At 39.1% G+C, this 19672-nt stretch carries 16 protein-coding genes and 1 pseudogene; 2 read left to right on the forward strand and 15 right to left on the reverse strand.

The annotated features are described in order from the left end of the window. A pseudogene (locus tag PQ474_RS09310) lies at window positions 1-622 on the reverse strand (hypothetical protein); the annotation flags it as partial. Window positions 623-953: 331 nt separating this feature from the next. After that, the gene (locus PQ474_RS09315) at window positions 954-2177 is read right to left on the reverse strand and encodes a DUF5667 domain-containing protein (protein WP_273842268.1); all 1224 of its coding nucleotides are present in this window, start codon (window positions 2175-2177) and stop codon (window positions 954-956) included. A 178-nt stretch (window positions 2178-2355) separates the two neighbouring features. Here PQ474_RS09315 and PQ474_RS09320 point away from each other — a divergent pair, with 178 nt between their 5' ends. Next, window positions 2356-3678: an FxLYD domain-containing protein gene (locus tag PQ474_RS09320; protein WP_273842269.1), complete on the forward strand. Its 1323-nt coding sequence runs from the start codon at window positions 2356-2358 to the stop codon at window positions 3676-3678. Between the two features lie 11 nt (window positions 3679-3689). After that, window positions 3690-4832, forward strand: coding sequence for a S1C family serine protease (locus PQ474_RS09325; RefSeq protein ID WP_273842270.1), 1143 nt, complete (start codon window positions 3690-3692; stop codon window positions 4830-4832). A gap of 107 nt (window positions 4833-4939) precedes the next feature. Here the strand turns inward: PQ474_RS09325 and PQ474_RS09330 are convergent, their stop codons facing one another. The 13 genes from PQ474_RS09330 to PQ474_RS09390 form a co-directional block, all read right to left on the reverse strand. Continuing rightward, a complete protein-coding gene (locus PQ474_RS09330; protein WP_390187174.1) occupies window positions 4940-5836 on the reverse strand; it encodes an NlpC/P60 family protein in 897 nt (298 codons plus the stop codon). Further along, window positions 5719-6075: a hypothetical protein gene (locus PQ474_RS09335; RefSeq protein WP_273842273.1), complete on the reverse strand. Its 357-nt coding sequence runs from the start codon at window positions 6073-6075 to the stop codon at window positions 5719-5721. The genes PQ474_RS09330 and PQ474_RS09335 overlap by 118 nt, the downstream gene beginning before the upstream one ends. Before the next feature lie 403 nt (window positions 6076-6478). Continuing rightward, the gene (locus PQ474_RS09340) at window positions 6479-7363 is read right to left on the reverse strand and encodes an LCP family glycopolymer transferase (RefSeq protein ID WP_273842850.1); all 885 of its coding nucleotides are present in this window, start codon (window positions 7361-7363) and stop codon (window positions 6479-6481) included. A gap of 135 nt (window positions 7364-7498) precedes the next feature. Next, window positions 7499-10480: a gamma-glutamyltransferase gene (locus PQ474_RS09345; RefSeq protein ID WP_273842275.1), complete on the reverse strand. Its 2982-nt coding sequence runs from the start codon at window positions 10478-10480 to the stop codon at window positions 7499-7501. 368 nt (window positions 10481-10848) lie between these two features. Then, window positions 10849-11064 carry a hypothetical protein gene (locus PQ474_RS09350; RefSeq protein WP_273842278.1) on the reverse strand — a complete coding sequence of 72 codons (216 nt, stop codon included), beginning with the start codon at window positions 11062-11064 and terminating at the stop codon, window positions 10849-10851. A 22-nt stretch (window positions 11065-11086) separates the two neighbouring features. Further along, the gene (ggt, locus tag PQ474_RS09355) at window positions 11087-12709 is read right to left on the reverse strand and encodes a gamma-glutamyltransferase (protein ID WP_273842281.1); all 1623 of its coding nucleotides are present in this window, start codon (window positions 12707-12709) and stop codon (window positions 11087-11089) included. Beyond that, window positions 12696-13859, reverse strand: a complete 1164-nt coding sequence (locus PQ474_RS09360; protein ID WP_273842283.1) for a CapA family protein — start codon at window positions 13857-13859, stop codon at window positions 12696-12698. The genes ggt and PQ474_RS09360 overlap by 14 nt, the downstream gene beginning before the upstream one ends. A 15-nt stretch (window positions 13860-13874) precedes the next feature. Then, a complete protein-coding gene (gene pgsC, locus PQ474_RS09365; RefSeq protein WP_273842285.1) occupies window positions 13875-14324 on the reverse strand; it encodes a poly-gamma-glutamate biosynthesis protein PgsC in 450 nt (149 codons plus the stop codon). Between the two features lie 12 nt (window positions 14325-14336). Then, window positions 14337-15533 carry a poly-gamma-glutamate synthase PgsB gene (pgsB, locus tag PQ474_RS09370; RefSeq protein ID WP_273842852.1) on the reverse strand — a complete coding sequence of 399 codons (1197 nt, stop codon included), beginning with the start codon at window positions 15531-15533 and terminating at the stop codon, window positions 14337-14339. A gap of 859 nt (window positions 15534-16392) precedes the next feature. Further along, complete coding sequence (locus PQ474_RS09375) at window positions 16393-16626, reverse strand: hypothetical protein (RefSeq protein WP_273842289.1); 234 nt, start codon at window positions 16624-16626, stop codon at window positions 16393-16395. A 374-nt stretch (window positions 16627-17000) separates the two neighbouring features. Then, window positions 17001-17138 carry a hypothetical protein gene (locus PQ474_RS09380; RefSeq protein WP_273842292.1) on the reverse strand — a complete coding sequence of 46 codons (138 nt, stop codon included), beginning with the start codon at window positions 17136-17138 and terminating at the stop codon, window positions 17001-17003. Window positions 17139-17421: 283 nt separating this feature from the next. Continuing rightward, complete coding sequence (locus PQ474_RS09385; protein ID WP_273842294.1) at window positions 17422-17706, reverse strand: hypothetical protein; 285 nt, start codon at window positions 17704-17706, stop codon at window positions 17422-17424. 233 nt (window positions 17707-17939) lie between these two features. Next, window positions 17940-19628 carry a putative bifunctional diguanylate cyclase/phosphodiesterase gene (locus tag PQ474_RS09390; protein ID WP_273842297.1) on the reverse strand — a complete coding sequence of 563 codons (1689 nt, stop codon included), beginning with the start codon at window positions 19626-19628 and terminating at the stop codon, window positions 17940-17942. Window positions 19629-19672 lie beyond the last annotated feature (44 nt).

Below are 19672 nucleotides of genomic sequence, written 5' to 3' on the forward strand. Positions count from 1 at the left end.
TGTCTGTCTCATCTAATGCTTCTTCTTCGGTTCCTTCTTCATCTATGCTGTCTGTCTCATCTAATGCTTCTTCTTCGGTTCCTTCTTCATCTATGCTGTCTGTCTCATCTAATGCTTCTTCTTCGATTCCTTCTTCATCTATGCTCTCTGTCTCATCTAATGCTTCTTCTTCGATTCCTTCTTCATCTGCGCTGTCATTCTCATCTACTTCTTCTTCTTCGATTCCTTCTTCTATGCTATCATTCTCATCTACTTCTTCTTCGGTTCCTTCTTCATCTGTGCTGTCTGTCTCATCCACTGCTTCTTCTTCATTTTCTTCTTCATCTATATGGTCTGTCTCGTCCGCTTCTTCATCTGCGTTATCTAAGTCATCTGCTACATCATAATGACCTTTAGCCACCTCTCGCATCATCTGCCCTTTTTCAGGTGAACCAGGAATACTATTTGCCACTTCCGATACAATTTGGCCATGGTTTTCGTCTCTCTCCGCTAGTTCTGAAGCTGAAACGGGTGCGCCCGCAGCAGCAAATGCACTTGCAAGCATCGCTGTAGATAACACCAAAGGTACTACTTTTTTAGAGTTCTTTCCTCTTTTCACTTGTTCATTTCCTTTTTTAACCATGTTCTTCCTCCTCTTAAAGCGTAAGTGATAGATTGATCAGGCTGGACTCTCTATTACATTCTTAAAGATTGATGTAAGGGTCGAAAATAATAGGTAGTACCCTCCTTTTGTCATTTTTTGCAGTTTTCCTAACTGCTTGTCCTACACTTTACAGAAGAAATATTACTAAACTATGAGTTTATTTAGAAATAACTTAGACCTTTTTATGAACGCATGAAGATTTTATTGTCATAATCGGGCTTTACAATGACAAGTGGTCTTGCGTACACGCATTGTATAAAAAAAAGAACAAAAAGGAATGCATCCTCTTTGTCCTCTATCTTCTTTATGTTTACTCATTTTTCCCTTTTTTATTTTCTTCCGCTTTATTAGCTGCTTCCCTTTGTTGCTTTGCTTCTTCACGTTGCTTTTCTTCAGCCTTTTTAGCTGCTTCTCTTTGTTGCTTTGCTTCTTCACGTTGCTTTTTTTCAGCCTTTTTAGCTGCTTCTCTTTGTTGCTTTACTTCTTCACGTTGCTTTTCTTCAGCCTTTTTAGCTGCTTCTCTTTGTTGCTTTGCTTCTTCACGTTGCTTTTCTTCCGCTTTTTTAGCTGCTTCTTTGTTTGCTTTTTCTTGAACTTTTGCTAGTTCATCTGTGTCTTCTTCGATATCCTCAAAAACTTCTTCTGTTGCTTCAATGAAGTCTTCATTACCTTCAGCTGTTTCGTCTTGGTACTCTTCTTCCTCAAGTTCTTCCGCTTTAAGTTCTTTCTCTGCTAGCTTCGCTAATCTTTTGTTGATTTTCTTTTCAAGTTTTTCTTGAGCCTTTACGATGTTTTTCTCTAGAGACTCTCTAGCTTGAGCGTTTCCTACTTTATCTAAGGCTGCTTGTAAAGCAAGGATGTTGGAAGAAAATTTTGCTTCAAGCTCATCTTGAATCGAATTTTCTTGATCTTCTTCTTGTGTATCCTCCTCAATGACAACAGCCTCTTCTTCTACTACTGTCACTTCTTCTGTTTCCTCTTCTTCAGTTGCTTCTTCTAAGTTTTTGTATTTTTCTAATGCCAACTCCTGTTGGTCAATTGCTTTTTGAAGAACTTCATGGGCTTTATCCTCTTTACCTTCTGCTAGTAAAGCCGCTGCCTCTTTAATACGCTCTTGGACAAGGGAAACCAACATTTCAGCTTCTTTTACATCGTCAAACGTTAAGGCAAGTCGTACGTTCTCCATTACTTGTTTAGTGAAATACAAAAGGTCACCAGGAAGGAGGGCAGGTGTTTTCACTTCAACTTCTTCATCCGTATGTACATCATGATCTACTTCAATTAATTCTATAAAATGATCATCCTCTTTAGTAGTTTCAGATTCTGAAGATCCTTCTGTTGTTTCTCCCTCTTGAGAGGATTGATCTTCAACTACTACTTCTGTTTCCTGAACCACTTCAAAGTAACTCTCTTGCACATCCGTATTGGCAGAAGCTTGTCCTGTTACCAAAGTAAAAGCGAAAGCCGTTGTCAACACACTAGTAGCTACTACATTACGAACGTTTGCATTCAGAGTTCTATTGTTTTTTGACATAAAAAAATCCCTCCAAAATTAGTTTACGGTCATCTATACGGAATGACATTTGATTTTTAGGGGGTGTTATGAAATGTAATAATTGTGTAATAAATTGGTCATTCCATTAGCATTGTCTAATCTTGTATAATCATCTAAGATTATAGTATATTTAAGCCTGATTAGGAGGATTTTTATCATGTTTTGTCATAAATGTGGCGGGCCATTGCTTGAGAAAGCTCGCTTTTGTTCAAACTGTGGTGAAAGAGTATCATCCACGGGAGAACATGTTGAACAAACGCTAGTTACAAAAGAGGTGCCCTCGGGATCTGTCTTACATCCTTCTGAAGAATCTGGAATCGATCAAGAACTTTGCCCGACAATTCCACAAAATCAATCCACTGTTGAGTCAGAGATGGCAGCAACCTTTGATGAATTTGTCCCCCCAAAAGACATTAATCTGGTTTCACGTAGTCGCATCCTAAAAAAACTACCCATCCTACTTCCCATTGTTAGCATGCTATTAGTCGGTGGAGGCGTATCAGCAGCCTATTTTAATGAAATAAACAAAAATGAAGAAGTTCTTTCTTTGCAACAGTCAGCTGAGACCGCGGCCTTAAATGGTGAGTATGCAAAGGCTGAAAAAACGTTACAACTAGCTCTGAACATGCGTCCAACTTATGCGGTTTTGCAGCACGACATCGAAGCGGTCAATCGAGCCTCTAGTTACATGGCTGAACTAGAGTCTATTAGTGACAAAATAAAAGAGCAAAACTTCACCGAAGCGGAAGAGAGTCTTTTTTTATTAAAAGAAACCATCGAGTCGGAAGGAGACCCTTTATTTGATTCGATTGCTGAATTAACCTCTGCAAAAGAAGTGACCGTAACCGTTGGGAAAACAAAACAGGAATTAAGTGAGTTATCAACCGTTCGTCAGTTGGTTGATAAGCTAAATATCATTGCTACCTTACATTCAGAAGAAGCCATTGCCATCAAAGAACAAATTATCACGAAGATTGTTCAAATATCGAGTGCCCTTGCGGAACAACAGTTACAAAAGAAGCAATTTACAGATGCCATTGCAACCGTGAATCAAGGACTTGAATATGCAACAGACAATAAAACGCTCCTCACCTTCAAGGAAAAAATTGAACAGGAACGAGCTGCCTTTGAAAAAGCCGAGCAGACGCGCATTGAAAATGCGATAGAAGCCGCGGCCAGAGAGGACTTGCAAAATCAAACCGCAGCCGTTGAAGTTACCTCGTTTGACTATGAGGTTGATGAATATGGTGACTTATATATATATGGCGACATTACAAACGTAGCCACGAAAGACATTTCTGCCGTTACGATTGAATATAAGGTGTACGATTTAGAAGGTGCCTTACTATTTGATCGTTCGATGACTGTCTACCCGTATTATGTGAATAGAGGAGAACAAGGCTCATTCGAGGATGTTGTTTTCTATCTATTTGAAGATGTAGATGTTGAAATTGAAAACATTACTTGGTATGTCGAGTAAGGAGAGATAACATGAAAAAACAGTGGCTCATTAGTTGCTTTACAACCATTTTAATCTGGAGTGCTGGCGTATATGCTTTTACCTTCATAAAGGAATCTGTTCCGAACCAGCTTAATACCCAATCGACTATTTTAACTAGTGAACAAATTGCCTCAAATGAAATCTCTGCAGCTGCCGAACCCAAGGAAATGAAAGAAATTATCCGTGAAACTCAAAAGCGAGTCGTTCAGATTGAACTAGCAAATGACTCCTTAGGTTCTGGGTTTTTATATAATGATCAAGGCGATGTGGTGACCAATGCTCACGTCGTTGCTGGGTCAACAGATGTACAAGTTAAAACGACAGACAACCGCGAATTCTCCGGAAAAGTAATTGGAATTAGTGAAAATACAGATGTTGCCGTTGTACGTGTGGACGGGCTAAAAGGCATGGAACCCTTACAAGTTAGTAGAGAGAAGCACGCAGATATCGGGGATGAAGTGCTTGCATTAGGGAGCCCGTTAGGATTTCAAAATACAGTCACAACTGGGATTATTAGTGGAGTGGGTCGCGAATTAGAATTACCGCCTTATCACTATGAGGATGTCTATCAATTTTCAGCCCCCATTGCACCAGGAAATAGCGGTGGTCCTCTGATTAATCGTCATACAGGTGAAGTGCTCGGTATTAACTCGGCGGCGGCTGATCAAGGATCGATTGGGTTTAGTATTCCACTACCAAACGTTATCGCTTTAATGGAGGGCTGGTCCGATTCACCGATGACTACCTTGCCAAATATCGTGGAAGATGCGGATGATGATGTTTTGAAAGAAGAAACCTATTTAGACGAAGACTTAGCTCAGTATTTAATCAACTACTTCTACGAAAGCATCAATTTTCAAGATTTTGTCACAGCGTATTCTTTACTGGGAAGCTCTTGGCAAGGGAATACATCCTATGAATCGTTCCGTGAGGGGTATTTACATACGGAATCGGTGTTGATCGATGAATTAACAATTATAATAGAGGATGATGTCATCGTCACGGCCACTATTACAGCTAAAGAACGAAGTAATGGCAGCTATACGAATAGTAAATACAAAGTGACTTACACGGTTGGCTATGAAAATGATCAAATGAAGATTTTGTCTGGAACAGGAGAAGTTCTAGACTAAGCAGATGGCATTTTAGGTGGTTTACATACTAAAAGTAGTGGGAGAGCCGGCAAATTATGCCGACTCTCCCACTTTGCTTGACACTGGTGCCAGGCACTCAAGAACGGTTATTCTGTTATTCGTCTTCCTTCTAGTAATCTCTTAATCCAATATTCATCTGTATTCATTTCAGTGATGGCGATTTTCCCATCTATGGCAGCTGCGAATCGGCCTTCTCCAAGGTAAATCGCAGCAAGCTCTGCAGTGTTTCCGCCATCTTCCCCAGCAAAGAACATCAGATCTCCTCGCTTGAGCTCTTCGATATGAATCTTCTCGCCGCTTTGGCGAAGCATTTCAATGGTTGCCGGCAGGGTCATGCCCGAGCCTTCTTCAAAGAGCTGCTGAATAAATTCGGCAGAGGTTCCTTCATATGCATCCCCATTGTATGCTTCAGCAAGCTGTGCTTCCCTGTTTTCTTCCTGAGGTCTTTCATACGTCCTGCTTCCCACATATCGCGGCGGCCAATACGAGCTTGTCGTCAGATTGACGATGGCTACACCAGAGGAATGGGTGGCGACAATGATTTGATTATTCCCGATATACACAGCAGGGATTAAACTTGACCCTTCAAAGAACATCAGGTCTCCGCGTTCTATTTCATCCCTGGATATTTCAGTTCCTTCCTGCCATTGCTGGTTTCCATAGCGTGGCAAATCGATATTCAAGCCTTTTTTATATACATACTGAACGAGGCCGCCCGTGTCAAAGCCTTGTTCTGGCGAAGCGCCTCCAAGAGAGTACTCTGTACCAAGAACCTGATAGGCTTCAAATACCGCTTCATTATCATATTGAAGCGTTAAATCATCGAAGCGTTTTACCCCGGTAAAATGCTTTTTCCAGTACTCATTCATATACGAAATGGTCGTTTCTCCTTCTTCTCCCGTGGCATGGATGATGTGATCATCGCCGAGGTAAATGGCCGTATGCGAGATTCCTTCCTGCCACGTTCCAGAAAAATAGAGAATCGTTCTACTTCCGTTCCTAACCCTTTCTGTTCACGGGCGTAACGAGGGAGCGTGATTCCTTTAGATTCTTCAAATATATACTGGACAAGCTCTGACGTAATAAAATTTTGGTCATTTGGACCGATCATTTCAATAGCTAACTCTGCTGCAGCGTCCTGTTCTTCCTCGGCAAACGCGTCATCAAGGAGGACCCCAGACAGCATCACCAGGACGATGATGAAGGCGAGGAACTTTTTCATCCAACCACTCCTTTTTTCTTTTTTGTAAACTTTTCTAATTAAGTTTTAGTTCAACCATACATGAGCGCTATAAGACTATACACCATATAATTAATCATTTTTCTCATTACCATCTAATGAATCTTTCCCCTATCTGTTCACTTACAAACTTACTTCATCGACTATTTCAGAGGCTCACTCACTTCTCACCCCACCTTATGCGGTTTTGTATATGGCGGTTCCATCCAAAAACATCTAGCCTATGAAGTTCGTTTTTCACAAAAGCGGACTTGAACCCTAGAGAATGTGCGCATGCCTGGTGCACCCTAACTAGAGTAAGAGGTATCTTACGCCAAAAAGCCTGCTATGATCGTTTGATCATAGCAGGCACGTGTTGTGAACGTAAATGCCCACTTTAAAAATATTATCTATTAACCTCAAGATGTTCGTTTAGTTTATTAGAAAGGAACTGTAGATGTTCCTCATCCGGTAAATAATAGTAAACTCCATTCTTTTTTGTTTCTTCTCCTTCTATTTGGTGCTGCTCTATCTGCTCGATAGCCTTTTTATATCCTGATTGAATCGTCCACATCTCATCTAAAGTCAAGTTCGTTTTTACGTTATTTTCAATCACTTTAAATAGATCGTCAAAATGGGTGATAGATGATAGATTAGATCCCTTCTCCATCACTGCTTCAATGACTTGGCGCTGCCTGAGCTGTCGGCCAAAGTCTCCTTTTGGATCTAAATGTCTCATGCGAGAGTAACCCAATGCCTTTTCACCATCTAAATGGATTACGCCTTTTGGATAATGGACATCATAAAAAGTAAAATCTAAATGATTCTCTACTTCCACTCCTCCTACTGCATCAACCACATCTTTAAAACTGTCCATATTCACTCTAATAAAATAATCAACTGGAACGTCTAAGAAGTTTTCTACCGTTCGTATGCTCGTCTCCATTCCACCAATTGAATGAGCATGACTAATTTTATCTTTTGTTCGGTTTCCTCTTATCTCCGTATACGAATCACGAGGAATGCTTACCATATGCACCGATTCTAAATGAGGATTAATCGTTAATAAGATTAAGGTATCGCTACGTGCAAGATCCAGGCGATTGATACGCTCATCCAATCCCATGAGCAGGACCGAAATCGGGTCGCCATCTGTTAGATTAACTTCTTCTTGACGCATTTCAGATTTTTCACGGTCAAAATCTTCTTCTTGGATGCTTGCTACTGTGGAGGTGACCATCTGCCAGAAATAGATTCCGTAACTGCCTGTTCCTACTATTAAAACACCCATTATTGTTAATATAACAAGTAGAACTTTCTTTCCCACTGCATTGCAACCTCACTTTTCATAAAGTCTTCAGCTTTAGCACTTTTAGAAGATTCCCTCTTTGTCATTGAGTCAAAAAGGAAATGTGAACATCCCCCATTAGGCTGCCGATTTAGACTTAGATTCCGTTTGATAGTTTCTTCCTGTCCGGGCAACTTTATTCCAGTCATGATTAAAGAAATAAGCAATGCTTCCGTACAGTACAATGTATAAAATGACGATACGATAGACCAAAACATCAATAGCAATCGCGGTACATAAACGGAATCCATCGTTTTTCCCAAACTTAAATCCGTAATATCTACTCATTCCAATTGACACGAGATCATACACGACACTAAATAAAAATAAGTATACTAAATATAAAAAGACATATTGCGTATACGATTCAGGAGGATAATAGATCGCGTTGATCACAAATATCCCTAACATAATAAAGGCTGAGATCGTTCCTGCTAAAAACGCTTCAAATATATAGAAAAACGAGACTGCTCGGCTAAATAAACTTTTAGCAAAAAAAGAACGGAAATAAATCAGACAGTCGATATAAGCTTTTTGCCAACGAACACGTTGTTTGAAAAAGTCTTTAAAAGTCTCAGGTAACTCTGTATAACAGATTGCTTCAGGTATAAGAATAATCTTCTTATTCTTACGTTTCGAGATGTATCTATGCATTTTCAAGGTAATGTCAATGTCTTCGCCAACGGTTGTTCGATATCCTCCTACATCTAAAAGGGCTTGTTTTCTAAAAATACCGAAAGCCCCGGAAATGATCGCTAAAGCATGAAAACGCGCAAGTGAAATTTTCGTAATATAAAAGGCTTTTAGAAAATCTAACATTTGAAGACGCACTAACAGATTAGTATGAAGCAACGACATCCGGCTCAAAGGTCTGGATGTTTTGGTTTGTAAAATGTGCACCATTCCTCCTGCGGCTACTATGTTCGGATCTTCAAACTTTTTGTTAATAGCCGGTAAAGCTGTATCCGTTAAGATCGTGTCAGCGTCTAACGTGACAATGACATCTTGGCTAGAATATTCAATGCCTGCATTCAAGGCATCGGCCTTTCCACCATTCGTTTTATCTACAACGTAAATATGAGGGTAAAGCTCTGATTGATAGCAGTTTCTCACTTTCGTATGAGACAGCTTTCTGTATGGAATCCTAGTACAGGGTATCAACTTTAAATATTCATTTAAAAGAACCATAGTTTGGTCGTTTGAGCCATCATTGATATAAACAACCTCAAATTTGGAATAGGACAAGGATTTCATACTGTTAACAGACGTTTCAATAATCCCTTGTTCATTGTAGCAAGGCACTAAAATACTGATCCCCTTTTCTGTTGTAAAACCTTCTTGAATCTCTTCCCCCTTCGACCTGAACCAAGGTAAACAATGAAATAAATGAAGGACAGGGAAAGCAATACATAGTAGGAAGAAAAGTGAAATACCTAATTCCAATAAAAGAGGAGTGTCTCTTTTATCTTTTGCATCCCATGTACCAGCTCGTCGTATATCAGCAATTCCATTAATGCTATGATCAGCGAGATTCAATTCAAGCGCTTGAATTCCACCGAAGTAGACTAGGTGATTTCTGACTTGAACTTGATAACCTTTTTTGATTAAATCGACCATGACGTCCTCAGAAAAATGCTCTTCCACATATAAGACGTCCTCTTGCCCATAAAACCGTGCTGCATCCACAGCTTCTTCTAGTGTTTGATCAAGAAGAAGATGTCTTGTTAACACTTCTGTCATCACATATGGAATGCGTGTTCCTCCAGGAGTTCCAAGTCCGATGACTCTTTCATTATCGATATAGATACTGGGAGCAGCGGAACTTCTTCCACGCTTGCCAGGTTCATACCTGTTCGGTGAAGTGCTCATCGTACTGAAATGTTCAACTGAATTATTCATAAAGAATCCTGCCGTATAGGTTCCTGAACCAAAAAAGTTACTCAACGTATTGGTGGCCGATATCATCATTCCATCCTGATCGATTATGACAAAATGGGTGGTATCTGTATTTCCATCGTTCACCTTTTCTCCATCATCCACTGTAGTGGTAGAGAAGTTTGAAGAAGAAATTTGTTCAGCCAGTTTATCGATATACTCTTCACTCACAAGCTCATCGAAATCAATATCGTTAAATGCCGGATCCCCGACCGTTCTTACTCGTTCATTGCTAGTCAGTTTTAATATTTCTGTCATTACGTGAGTAAATTCACTCTCATTATCTTTTATTTCTTCTATCCTTACTTTTTCAGCTATTTTTAACGACTGGATAATCGGCAACCCTGCAAGGGAAGGACTAGCTGAATAAATCGTTCCTTCATTCAATTCTCCTTTCACAGGTTTCGGTTTTCTAACTTGATAGTCTTCTAAATCTGTTTCATTTAAATACGAAACGGCTTCAGTAACCTGTTTACCAATTTCCCCTTTATAAAAAGCGTCCGGACCATTTTCTTTTATTTGAGTTAGGGTCTCGGCTAATTCCAACTGCTTTAATGTTTCCCCGGGTTGTATAGGTTTAGAGCCAGGATAAAAATGAGGAAGATCCTCTACTGGCAACCGGGGAGTTGCGGCAATCAGACGTTCTGATAAAAGATAATCAATTTCAAAACCATTTTCGGCAAGTTCGATCGCTGGAGAAATCAACTTTGCGAATGGCTCTGAACCGAAATCTTGATGTAGGGCATCTAATCCTTTAACGAAACCAGGGACACCTGACACCTTATTCCCCCACTCTTCATCTGACGGAGCAGAAGACCAATAATCATAAACAAGTGGTTCCATTTCTTCCGGTGGTAAGAGCAGCAACTGCCCACCACCACCAATCCCTGAACCATACGGCTCAACCACACTCAATGTATAAGCAACAGCAACGGCGGCATCCGCTGCATTCCCCCCATTTTCAAGTACTTCCATCCCTACTTCAACGGCAAGAGGATGGGAAGAGCTCACCCCATAATTATCTATCAAAGATTCTTGATCTTCTGCCCCTAATACAGCATGGGGGTAAAGAAACGAAGTGGAAATATTTAGCAATAAACCTAACGTCAACCATTTTTTTAACAAAGCTAGTTCACCCATCCTCTCGTTGTTGAAACTGGGGTTTATAAAATAGATGCTCTTTTGGACTATTTGGGTATCCTGTATTTTCTCTAAATAAACCGCCTAACGGTCTTTTATTTAAAACGTCTAGCTTCCACCAAATGTCTTAAGAGTTTAAAAGAGTGTTTCCGTTTGAGGCAAGCAGCCGTTACTAGCTGTCACCTTATTACTCAAAAGGCAGTTTATCAGCTTCAAGTACTTGAAGCTGATAAACCTCTTTTTGATCTTGACTTGATAAGAGGCCACTGAATCAGGTAATATTTTTCACCTTTTTCAGTGGCCTTTACTTGATACCAGAGTCCTCTTCTCATCGGTTTGAAAATCACGATCACTTACTGTTCATCCCATGTTTGTTTATTAATGCTAGATATAATCTGTTCAGCTAATTCAGTCTCTAATTTCTTTTTCTCTTCAAACTTCGAAAGGTGTTCTTCGATGATCGTTTCCTCAACGATATTAAGTGTATTTACATGTTTAAACGAATTCATACCGATTAAAATGGTAGCTAAAAATATAAATGGTCCTATAAAACTTATGATCTTTTTCAACTTAGACACCTCATATTCACGATTAATTGTTCATTTCCCATGTTCCATTTCTTCGGTAGTCGGCTCCACCGTTTAGCTCATTTGTGTTATGATCCACTAGTAAACCTTGAATTCCACCGAAGAAAGCGGGAGACTCTCTTACAACTACTCTGTATCCTCTGTTTATTAATTCTGCTTTTACTTCATCTGGAATCTGCTCTTCGACATAAAGGGTATCGTCTTCAGCAAAAAAGCGTGGTGCCTCTATAGCTGTTTGAAAATCGATTTCATATAGCATAGAAAGAATCAATACTTGAGAAATAACGGCAGGAATTCTTGCACCTCCAGGCGAGCCAATGCCTAATACCGGCTTGTCATCCTTAGCAAGAATCGTTGGAGCCATAAAACTTCTTGGACGTTTTCTAGGTTCTAAAAAATTAGGTGATGAAGAAATTTGATTAAAATTCATTAATTGATTGTTTAAAAACATTCCCTCTGTATAGATACCCGATCCAAAAAAGTTACTTAACGTATGAGTAGCAGATACCATCGTCCCCTCTTCATCGTAAATAACAAAATGAGTGGTATCACTATGGTCAAGCTTGTCTGCAGGAGTAGCCTCGTTGTTGGACGTTTTCGAAAGTTGATTAAAAAGAACAGTAGAACTTAATTCTTTGGCATAATCAACACTACTTAATTTACGAATAGGTACATGATTAAAATGTAAATCTCCTATATATTCAATTCTAGATTCATAGCTTTTTTTTGATATTTCTGCCAGCAGATGAACAAAGTTAACGGACTCACTTCCTGCCTTTTCTATTCCCATCAACTCAGCCATTTGTAAATTCTGAATTAGAGTAAGACCGGCAAATGGTGGTGGAGCAGAATAAATATGATAACCGTTAAAGACCCCTTTAACTGGCTCATTCTTTACGACCGTGTAGCCATGTAAATCCTCCATCTCCAAACCTTGAACTCTACTTGTTATTTCCTGGCCAATTTCACCCGAATAAAAAGCATCTGATCCATCTTCTTGTATGAGTTTTATCGTATTGGCTAATTCTTGTTGCTTAAGTATTTCTCCTGGTTTAATCGCTGTACCACCCGGGTAAAAGTGTTCTAATTGATTGACCGGAAGTCTTTTTCTTGCAGCTTGAAGCCGTTCTGTCAAAATAGAGTTCACTTGAAATCCCTCTTCGGCTAAATCAATCGCGGGCTGTAGTAACGTTTCCATTGGCATAGAGCCTAGCTCCTCGTGAATTTGTTCAAGCCCTTTTACAAATCCAGGCACACCTACGCTTCCCTCAGCAATATTCCCACTGCCAGGAGCCATGACTAGATAGTCATAAAAGACTGGGCTTTCGTCATGATCAGGCACAACAACCATGCCTCCACCTCCACCTAGACCTGATCCAAAAGGTTCTACAACGGCTAAGACATAAGAAACGGCAATGGCTGCATCAATCGCATTTCCACCATTTTCAAGCACATCCATGCCAACTTTAACAGCAAGTGGATCTGCAGCACTAACTCCAAAATCATCAGGAAAAGTCTTTTGTTCAATAAAAGGCAGCTCTTCATTCTCTTTGCCAATGAACATGAACGAACCAATGATTAGGAATAGAATGAAGACAGCGATGGCAAGCTTTCTATTCAGTATCATTAGAGATCCCTTCAAGAACATGTGAATGATCTACTTCAAAAATTAACTTTCCTTCCTCCTTGTACCAGTTATCAGAATCAGTCGTTTCTTTCGTAAGTTGCCTGAAAATCCTTGCCTCATGATAAGCAGATGACACCCCAGTAAGCGGTTTAGGTTGTCCTTCTCTTATTCGCATTGGATTGAAAATTAATTTCCCTGTACCATCCTCTTCCAACTGATATTGTGCTAACACACTATCTCTCGTTCTACTCCACCCTTGATCAGAAATAAAATTACCAAGGCTGTACATAATGAGTGTGTCATTATAAATATCCACTGACATCAAGACGTGAGGGTGGTGACCAATGATGATATCTGCTCCTGCATCTGCAATGGCTTTTGCCATATCGACTTGTCTAGGATGAGCATGACTCTCATATTCCTGTCCCCAATGCATATGGACAATGACCAAATCAGCATGTTCATTTGCTTCATTAACCAGTGGCATAAATAGATCTGGATCTGCTACTAAGATTCCTCCGCGTTCATCTAGCGCACGAGTGCCTTTCACATAAGCATCCGTAAAACCTAACGTTGCTGTAGTCACTCCATTCACTTCTTCATATAAGATCGATTGTGCATCTTGTAAATTTCGTCCCGCACCGACAAAACCGACCGTTGAGTTCTCAAACGTATGAATTGTATCTTCTAATCCTTTGTGACCATAATCTAACGTGTGAGTATTAGCCAATGTAACGTTTGTAAAATTCATTCTTTCTAATACCTGAACAGATTCAACCCCTGTTTTAAAATGAATAAGTTTATCGATCTCTTCATATTCTCCTAATACAACGGGTTGATCAAAATTCCCTGTACTATAATCGGATTCTTGAAAAAACGGCTTTACATGTTCAAAAAGATAATCATGTCCATACCGTTTGGTGACTTCTTCAATGTGACGGCCAAACATCATATCACCCACCATTGTTCCAGTAAAAATAGCTGAGTCATTTGAATAGGTATCTGCATGTTTTTTACTTTCTAGTAAAGGCGTTATTAGTAATAAAATTAAGGTCAAAACACTTGCTATTAACGTGTGTTTGTTTACTCTTTTTTTATTTTTCTTTATTGACTTGAGCACCTTCTCTGGTAGCATCAACTTCTTGGACATCCATAATACCTCCACCTAAAATAAATAATAGATTGATATAATTGCAAATGTGATTCCGCTTAGTAAGATCGTGCTTCCTACCGTAGGAACCAATCCTTGTTTTTGAATTGTATTGGCAATTAACCCAGGAACAATTACCCCTATTCCTCTAAATTCGAAGGCCTCAAAGGGCAACACGGGGTAAAAATAGTCAAACACTAATTTCAAGACAATACCTGTTGTTAACATGGCGGCAAATTTTCGTCTGCCATACAGAATGGTTATTTTCCCAATCCCATAAACAACAATAAAATACGTTAGAAAACTAACTAAAAAGACTAGTAATAAAAAGATAGGTTGGTCAAAAACTAATGCTAGATAACCAGGGACAATTAACCCTGCCGGTAATACCCCCGTTTTTTCTGCATAAATTAAACTAAGAACAACTCCTATTACTAATGCTATATATAAATCCGATCCAAACAAATTCTCTTCCCCCTAGCCAACGTCTTTAATAAACGTCTTCTCTTTTTCTTGTTCAAATTTTTCTATTAATGGTTCAGCAGCTCCATGAATATTACCTACGCCATAGATAACGGTATCTGACAGAAATTGTTGGAGTTCTGTAAAAATTTCATCCGTCGACCAGTTTTCTAGATTATAGATCTTCTTCGCTGGAATATTACCTGCCTCATACTCATCAACAATGGGTCTTGTCGTTTCTCCTATTAATACAAGTGCTTCCATCTCAATGTGTGGAAGGACATCGAAAGCAAATTGTTCAGTTCGGTCAACTCGATCTGCACGACAATTCATAATAATGACCGGTTTTTCAGTAGGATAGCCCAGTTCTCCAAGCCTTTCCCAAATTTTCAGTGTCGATGAAGCATCGTTTGCGGCAAAGCCATTGACGAAATAAGAAGGATATTTCGGATTACCTAGTATCGCGATTCTCATGGCTCCCGGGTCGATCGGGGCATTTAACATTCCTTTAAATGCCGTTTCCTCATCTATCCCAAGCGCCTCTGCAACAGCTAAAGCCAATGAGGCATTTTCAGGAAAAATCATATAATCAAATTTGCGTAGAAATTCTTCAGAAATACGAGAGTTATCTGCCACAATTACTTCTGTACCTCTTTGTTTTGCAACCTCTCTGTAATAGTCAACATATGGACTTTCAGAGACGATTAGATGACCATTATGTGGAATGGTCGCCGTAAAAGCATCAGCTACCTCATCCAAAGTCGGACCCATGACATCCATATGATCTTCAAGCACATTTACTATGACTCCTACATTTGCCTGTAGCATCTGCTCTTGAAATACAATTTGGTAATCTGGGTTAACAGCCATACACTCACTGACAAGGGCTTCTGCTCCTAGATCTGCTGCTTCTTTTACAACATTTCTTTGTTCTCCAATGTTTGGCCCTTCCAGTCGTCTTTTAATGGGTTTCTCTTCATCTGTATCCCAATAGATCATTCGTGCTGATGTCCCCGTTGTTTTTCCAATTGTTTTTCTCTTTGTTTCTTTTAAAACTCCTGTTATTAAGCGGGTAACGGTTGATTTACCACGAATACCATTGATATTCACTCTAATTGGTATAGAATCGATATTTCTTTGGTGGCGTATCTTTTCAGTAATCCCCAGGATTAAAACAAACAAAATGGATAGTACGATTAAAAGTAAGACCATCATTTACTCAACACCTTTCTTAGAATATACATTTGACTTCCCTCTCCAATAGATCTCACTTGGCAAACCACCTCTTTGTAATAAACAGGAAATCCGCTCACTGATCATAATCCAAATTCAAGATAACTGTAATCAGACTATGGTATATAAACGTCCATATTACGAAATCTAGTCATTAACTACCACTATCAGTAATATGATTCGAGTAAGCGGTTTCATATTTATTTGCCCGCCTAAAGTCTGTATGGATAAATGTGTTACATTTTATTACATTTGGATACATATTTTAAGTCAGTTATATTTCATTTTTATTACTGTTTTCTTCACATGCTTGAAAATCCACATAAAAATTTGTTTAATATTACATATTTTCACGTTTTTCATTTGGTCTAAAACGATCATTCCATTATTTTGACTTTTTATGAACTAAGCTTTTCGAACTATTAATAATAAACGAAATCATTATGATTTCTATCTGAATACCCATTTGTCTCCTGTTTCATCACTAGCATATGTTTAATAACGGTGTCGACTTTTGTCGAAAATGATTAATATTTTATTAATCTTGTTGTTTATTGTAAAATTCCCATCTACTAGTCATAGTTCCTTCGGTTTGATTGTAAAAAATTATGTATAACTGCCCCCCGAAAGACCATCCCTTTGTCCCAGTCATTCACTATATGATAGTCGTCGTTATCATAGACTGAATCGGTAACGGGTACTTTACAAATCAAAAAGACCTTTTACAAGCTAGTTCCACTAAAGTAAAAAAGCCGCTCGATGGTTTAGAGAGGCTCTTGATCTTATAAGAAGTTCCTTAATCAACGGGTAAGTTTCTCAGGCTCTAACTTTGAGCCGTTTATTCATATAAATTGGGGTGATGCTGATTTTGACAATGCGGGAAAGGACTCATATCTTGGATTGTACGATAATCATAATGTTTAAGAGCGAACTGTGAATGATACATATATTCCATGATGTAAACCTGATGACCATCTGCATTGCATAATATACCAGATGTTCCTGTACCATTAGTGAAAGAAATTCCTACGGGCTGCCCCATTAAATGTCCAATTTTTTGTTGCCAATTCAAACAAATCTCCCCCTTCTCAAACACTCTATGTACCAAGGGAGATTAGGTGCTTGTAACAAATATCGGATGGTGACATAAACTACTATAAAAGCGGGAGAGTCGGCAAATTATGCCGACTCTCCCGCTTTGGTTCCACTAATGATATTTAGGAAAAAAACACTGACAATGTAAGAGCCATTAAAGTAAAGATTCCTGGATTTTTAAGTTGAGTGTTTGTCATGTCGTATGACCTCCTAAAATGTAATCTCTTTTTGTTACATCCATCATACCAAGCAAGAAAACATCTGTAAGGTAACACGTCAGGTTATGTAACAATAAATATATATTTAAAATACACCTTTTCATTTGGGTCGTGACTTGAAGGACGCAAACTCCTAATACTCTATTTCCTCAAAATCTTTTGGCTGAGGAACGGGCTGCTGCTTTTCTCTTACAGAACCTTCATTTGTCGTTTGAGGATCCTTTTCTCTTCCCTTAGCACCTTTGGCATTTGGCTTTGTTTGTTTTTTCATCGTGAAAACTCCTTTCCATTGGTTTTAAATGAATCTGCTCATTCTAAGTATTCCACCAAGATTATCATTCATGCGTTGATTCCGGCTTCCATTTAGTTCCTAACGTGAAATAAGTCCTATTTTCCTCCGTTTTTTAAAGAAGTAAACCACAGATGATTTTTTAATCTTCTGGGAGTATTTAGGCACTCCAACCTAGCTGAAACACTCCATTTTCAGGTTTCATTGCAAAAAAAGGATCTAGCGCAACAAGTTGCGCTAGATCTCTCTCCTTGAAAAGACTTAATTAATTTGTAGCTTCTTCTTCTTCTTCAGCGAACTCGTCGCCTGTTTCTTCGCCTTCTACATCTACATCAATTTCTTCTTCTGTATCGAATTCTTCATCATCTAATGCTGGCTCATCTGTAATGGGCTCATCCATTGGTGCTTCTTCCACTGGCGCTTCTTCCATCGCTGGATCTTCTACTGCTGGATCTTCTAGCATTGGATCTTCCTCTGCAGGTGCTCCACATGCTGTGATTACTCCTAGTGATAAGACAGCTGCTGCTGTTGTCATTAAAAACTTTTTCATATTCATTACCCCCAAATAATTATGTGACTAGCAGGTGTTTTCTCTCTGCTGTTAGTCTTTGTGTATCTTAACAAGATTATACTCGACCGTCTATGAGTTGCGGTTGTTTTTGGTAATGTCTAACATTTATCACAAGCTATCTCATGTTTTCACACAACAATATCAAAACTCGTTACAAAAATGAAAAACCTATCTCTTATTAGAAATAGGTTTTCATATAGGTTGATCTGTATTTAATGATTTAATTCATGCATCATTTTTTCACATTTGTCAAAAGGGACCGGCTTACTGAATAAATAGCCTTGGGCTTGAAAACACCCTTCATTTCGAATCAGAGTCAACTGTTCTTCTGTCTCGACCCCTTCGCAGATAACAGATACACCTAAACTTTTAGCAAGAGCAATAATTAATTTAATAATGGCATCATTTTCTTTTGATGTTTTACGAACGAAGGATTGATCAATTTTCAATGTATCAATTGGGAATAAATTTAACTGACTAAGAGAAGAGTAACCGGTCCCAAAGTCATCCAGTGACACTCTGATCCCACGTTCTTTTAAAGCAATCAGCTTGTTTCTAATTTCTTCTACATGTAAGATCGCCGTATTCTCTGTTACTTCTAGGCATAGCCTTGAAGGATCTAAACCAGATTGCGTTAAAGCTTGATTGACTCGCTCAATAAAATCTCTTCGCTTAAAAAACTCCCTTGAGATGTTCACAGAAATAACCAAGTTTTGATACCCTTGCTCATACCATGTCTGCCCTTGCATAAGCGCTCGATTCAACACCCATTCATCCAGATCAGCAAGAATGCCAATCTCCTCAGCTAATGGCAAGAACACAGCTGGAGATAGTATGCCTCGATCCGGATGATTCCATCGAATTAAGGCCTCTACTCCAAAAGGTCGATTCAAGTCCACATCGACTTGTAGCTGATAATACACCTCAAGTTGATCATCAGCTAAAGCCTCGAGCAATGAAGCTTCTAGTGATAGCTCATCAGCCGTTTTTTCATTCATTTTCGGGTCGTACACATGAACGTTATTTCGTCCTTCTTCCTTTGTATAAAACAGAGCCGTACCCGCATTTTTCAATAAGGTCTCAACATCCGTTCCATGCTCGGGAAAAATGCTCATTCCCACACTCAGCGTCATATAAAAGGATTGGTCTCGAATAAAAAAAGGCATTCGAAATTCATCAAAAAGCTTTTCTAACAGGATGGTTACTTCCTCATCTTGACTATGAGGTACGCTGATGGTAAATTCATCGCCTCCAAATCGGCTGACGAAGCCATCCTCCCCAAACACATTTCTAATCCGGTTGGCCATTTCGATCAATAGCTCATCTCCAAATTGATGCCCAAAAGAATCATTTACTTTCTTAAAGCGATCAAAATCAAGGAAAATCACAGCTAGCTTCTCGTTTGTTTCTTTTGCCACCTGCAAGCCAAGTTCTAATGATTCCGTATAGTGAATACGATTGGGCAATTGTGTCAACACATCATGATAAGCAAGGTGCTTCATGTTCTCTTCTTGATTTTTTCTAACTGTCATATCACGCAAAATACCAATATAATAGCTATCCTCTTCTTTTAAATTTTCCACTTTTGTGATTGTTATATAAGACCAAAATGGCTGACCGTTTTTACGAAGATTCAATAATTCACCGGTCCACGATCCATGCTCCTTCAAATTTTCCCACATCTCCATAAAGGTGGTTCGAGAGGTTTTCCCCGATTGAAGAATGTTAGGATTTTTGCCCTTAACCTCGCTAAAAACGTAGCCTGTGATCCGTTCAAACGCAGGATTGACAATGATAATTTCACGCCTGCTGTTAGTGATCATTAATCCATCATTCATATGGTTGAATAGGATCTCTACATTCTTTTCATTCTGAGCAAAACGTGTAAAAGCTTCGTACATTCCCGTTGGCCTCGCTTTCAGTTGTCGTACCTACGTTTGTTAGG

This window comes from Halalkalibacter alkalisediminis, from assembly GCF_028610705.1.
Classification (GTDB): Bacteria; Bacillota; Bacilli; order Bacillales; family Bacillaceae_D; genus Halalkalibacter; species Halalkalibacter alkalisediminis.

Coding starts and splice junctions, on each gene's coding strand:
- PQ474_RS09315 (WP_273842268.1), bottom strand. CDS start 2,177: ATGTCAAAAAACAATAGAACTCTGAATGCAAACGTTCGTAATGTAGTA.
- PQ474_RS09320 (WP_273842269.1), top strand. CDS start 2,356: ATGTTTTGTCATAAATGTGGCGGGCCATTGCTTGAGAAAGCTCGCTTT.
- PQ474_RS09325 (WP_273842270.1), top strand. CDS start 3,690: ATGAAAAAACAGTGGCTCATTAGTTGCTTTACAACCATTTTAATCTGG.
- PQ474_RS09335 (WP_273842273.1), bottom strand. CDS start 6,075: ATGAAAAAGTTCCTCGCCTTCATCATCGTCCTGGTGATGCTGTCTGGG.
- PQ474_RS09340 (WP_273842850.1), bottom strand. CDS start 7,363: ATGGGTGTTTTAATAGTAGGAACAGGCAGTTACGGAATCTATTTCTGG.
- ggt (WP_273842281.1), bottom strand. CDS start 12,709: ATGATACTGAATAGAAAGCTTGCCATCGCTGTCTTCATTCTATTCCTA.
- PQ474_RS09360 (WP_273842283.1), bottom strand. CDS start 13,859: ATGTCCAAGAAGTTGATGCTACCAGAGAAGGTGCTCAAGTCAATAAAG.
- pgsB (WP_273842852.1), bottom strand. CDS start 15,533: ATGGTCTTACTTTTAATCGTACTATCCATTTTGTTTGTTTTAATCCTG.
- PQ474_RS09380 (WP_273842292.1), bottom strand. CDS start 17,138: ATGAAAAAACAAACAAAGCCAAATGCCAAAGGTGCTAAGGGAAGAGAA.
- PQ474_RS09385 (WP_273842294.1), bottom strand. CDS start 17,706: ATGAAAAAGTTTTTAATGACAACAGCAGCAGCTGTCTTATCACTAGGA.
- PQ474_RS09390 (WP_273842297.1), bottom strand. CDS start 19,628: ATGTACGAAGCTTTTACACGTTTTGCTCAGAATGAAAAGAATGTAGAG.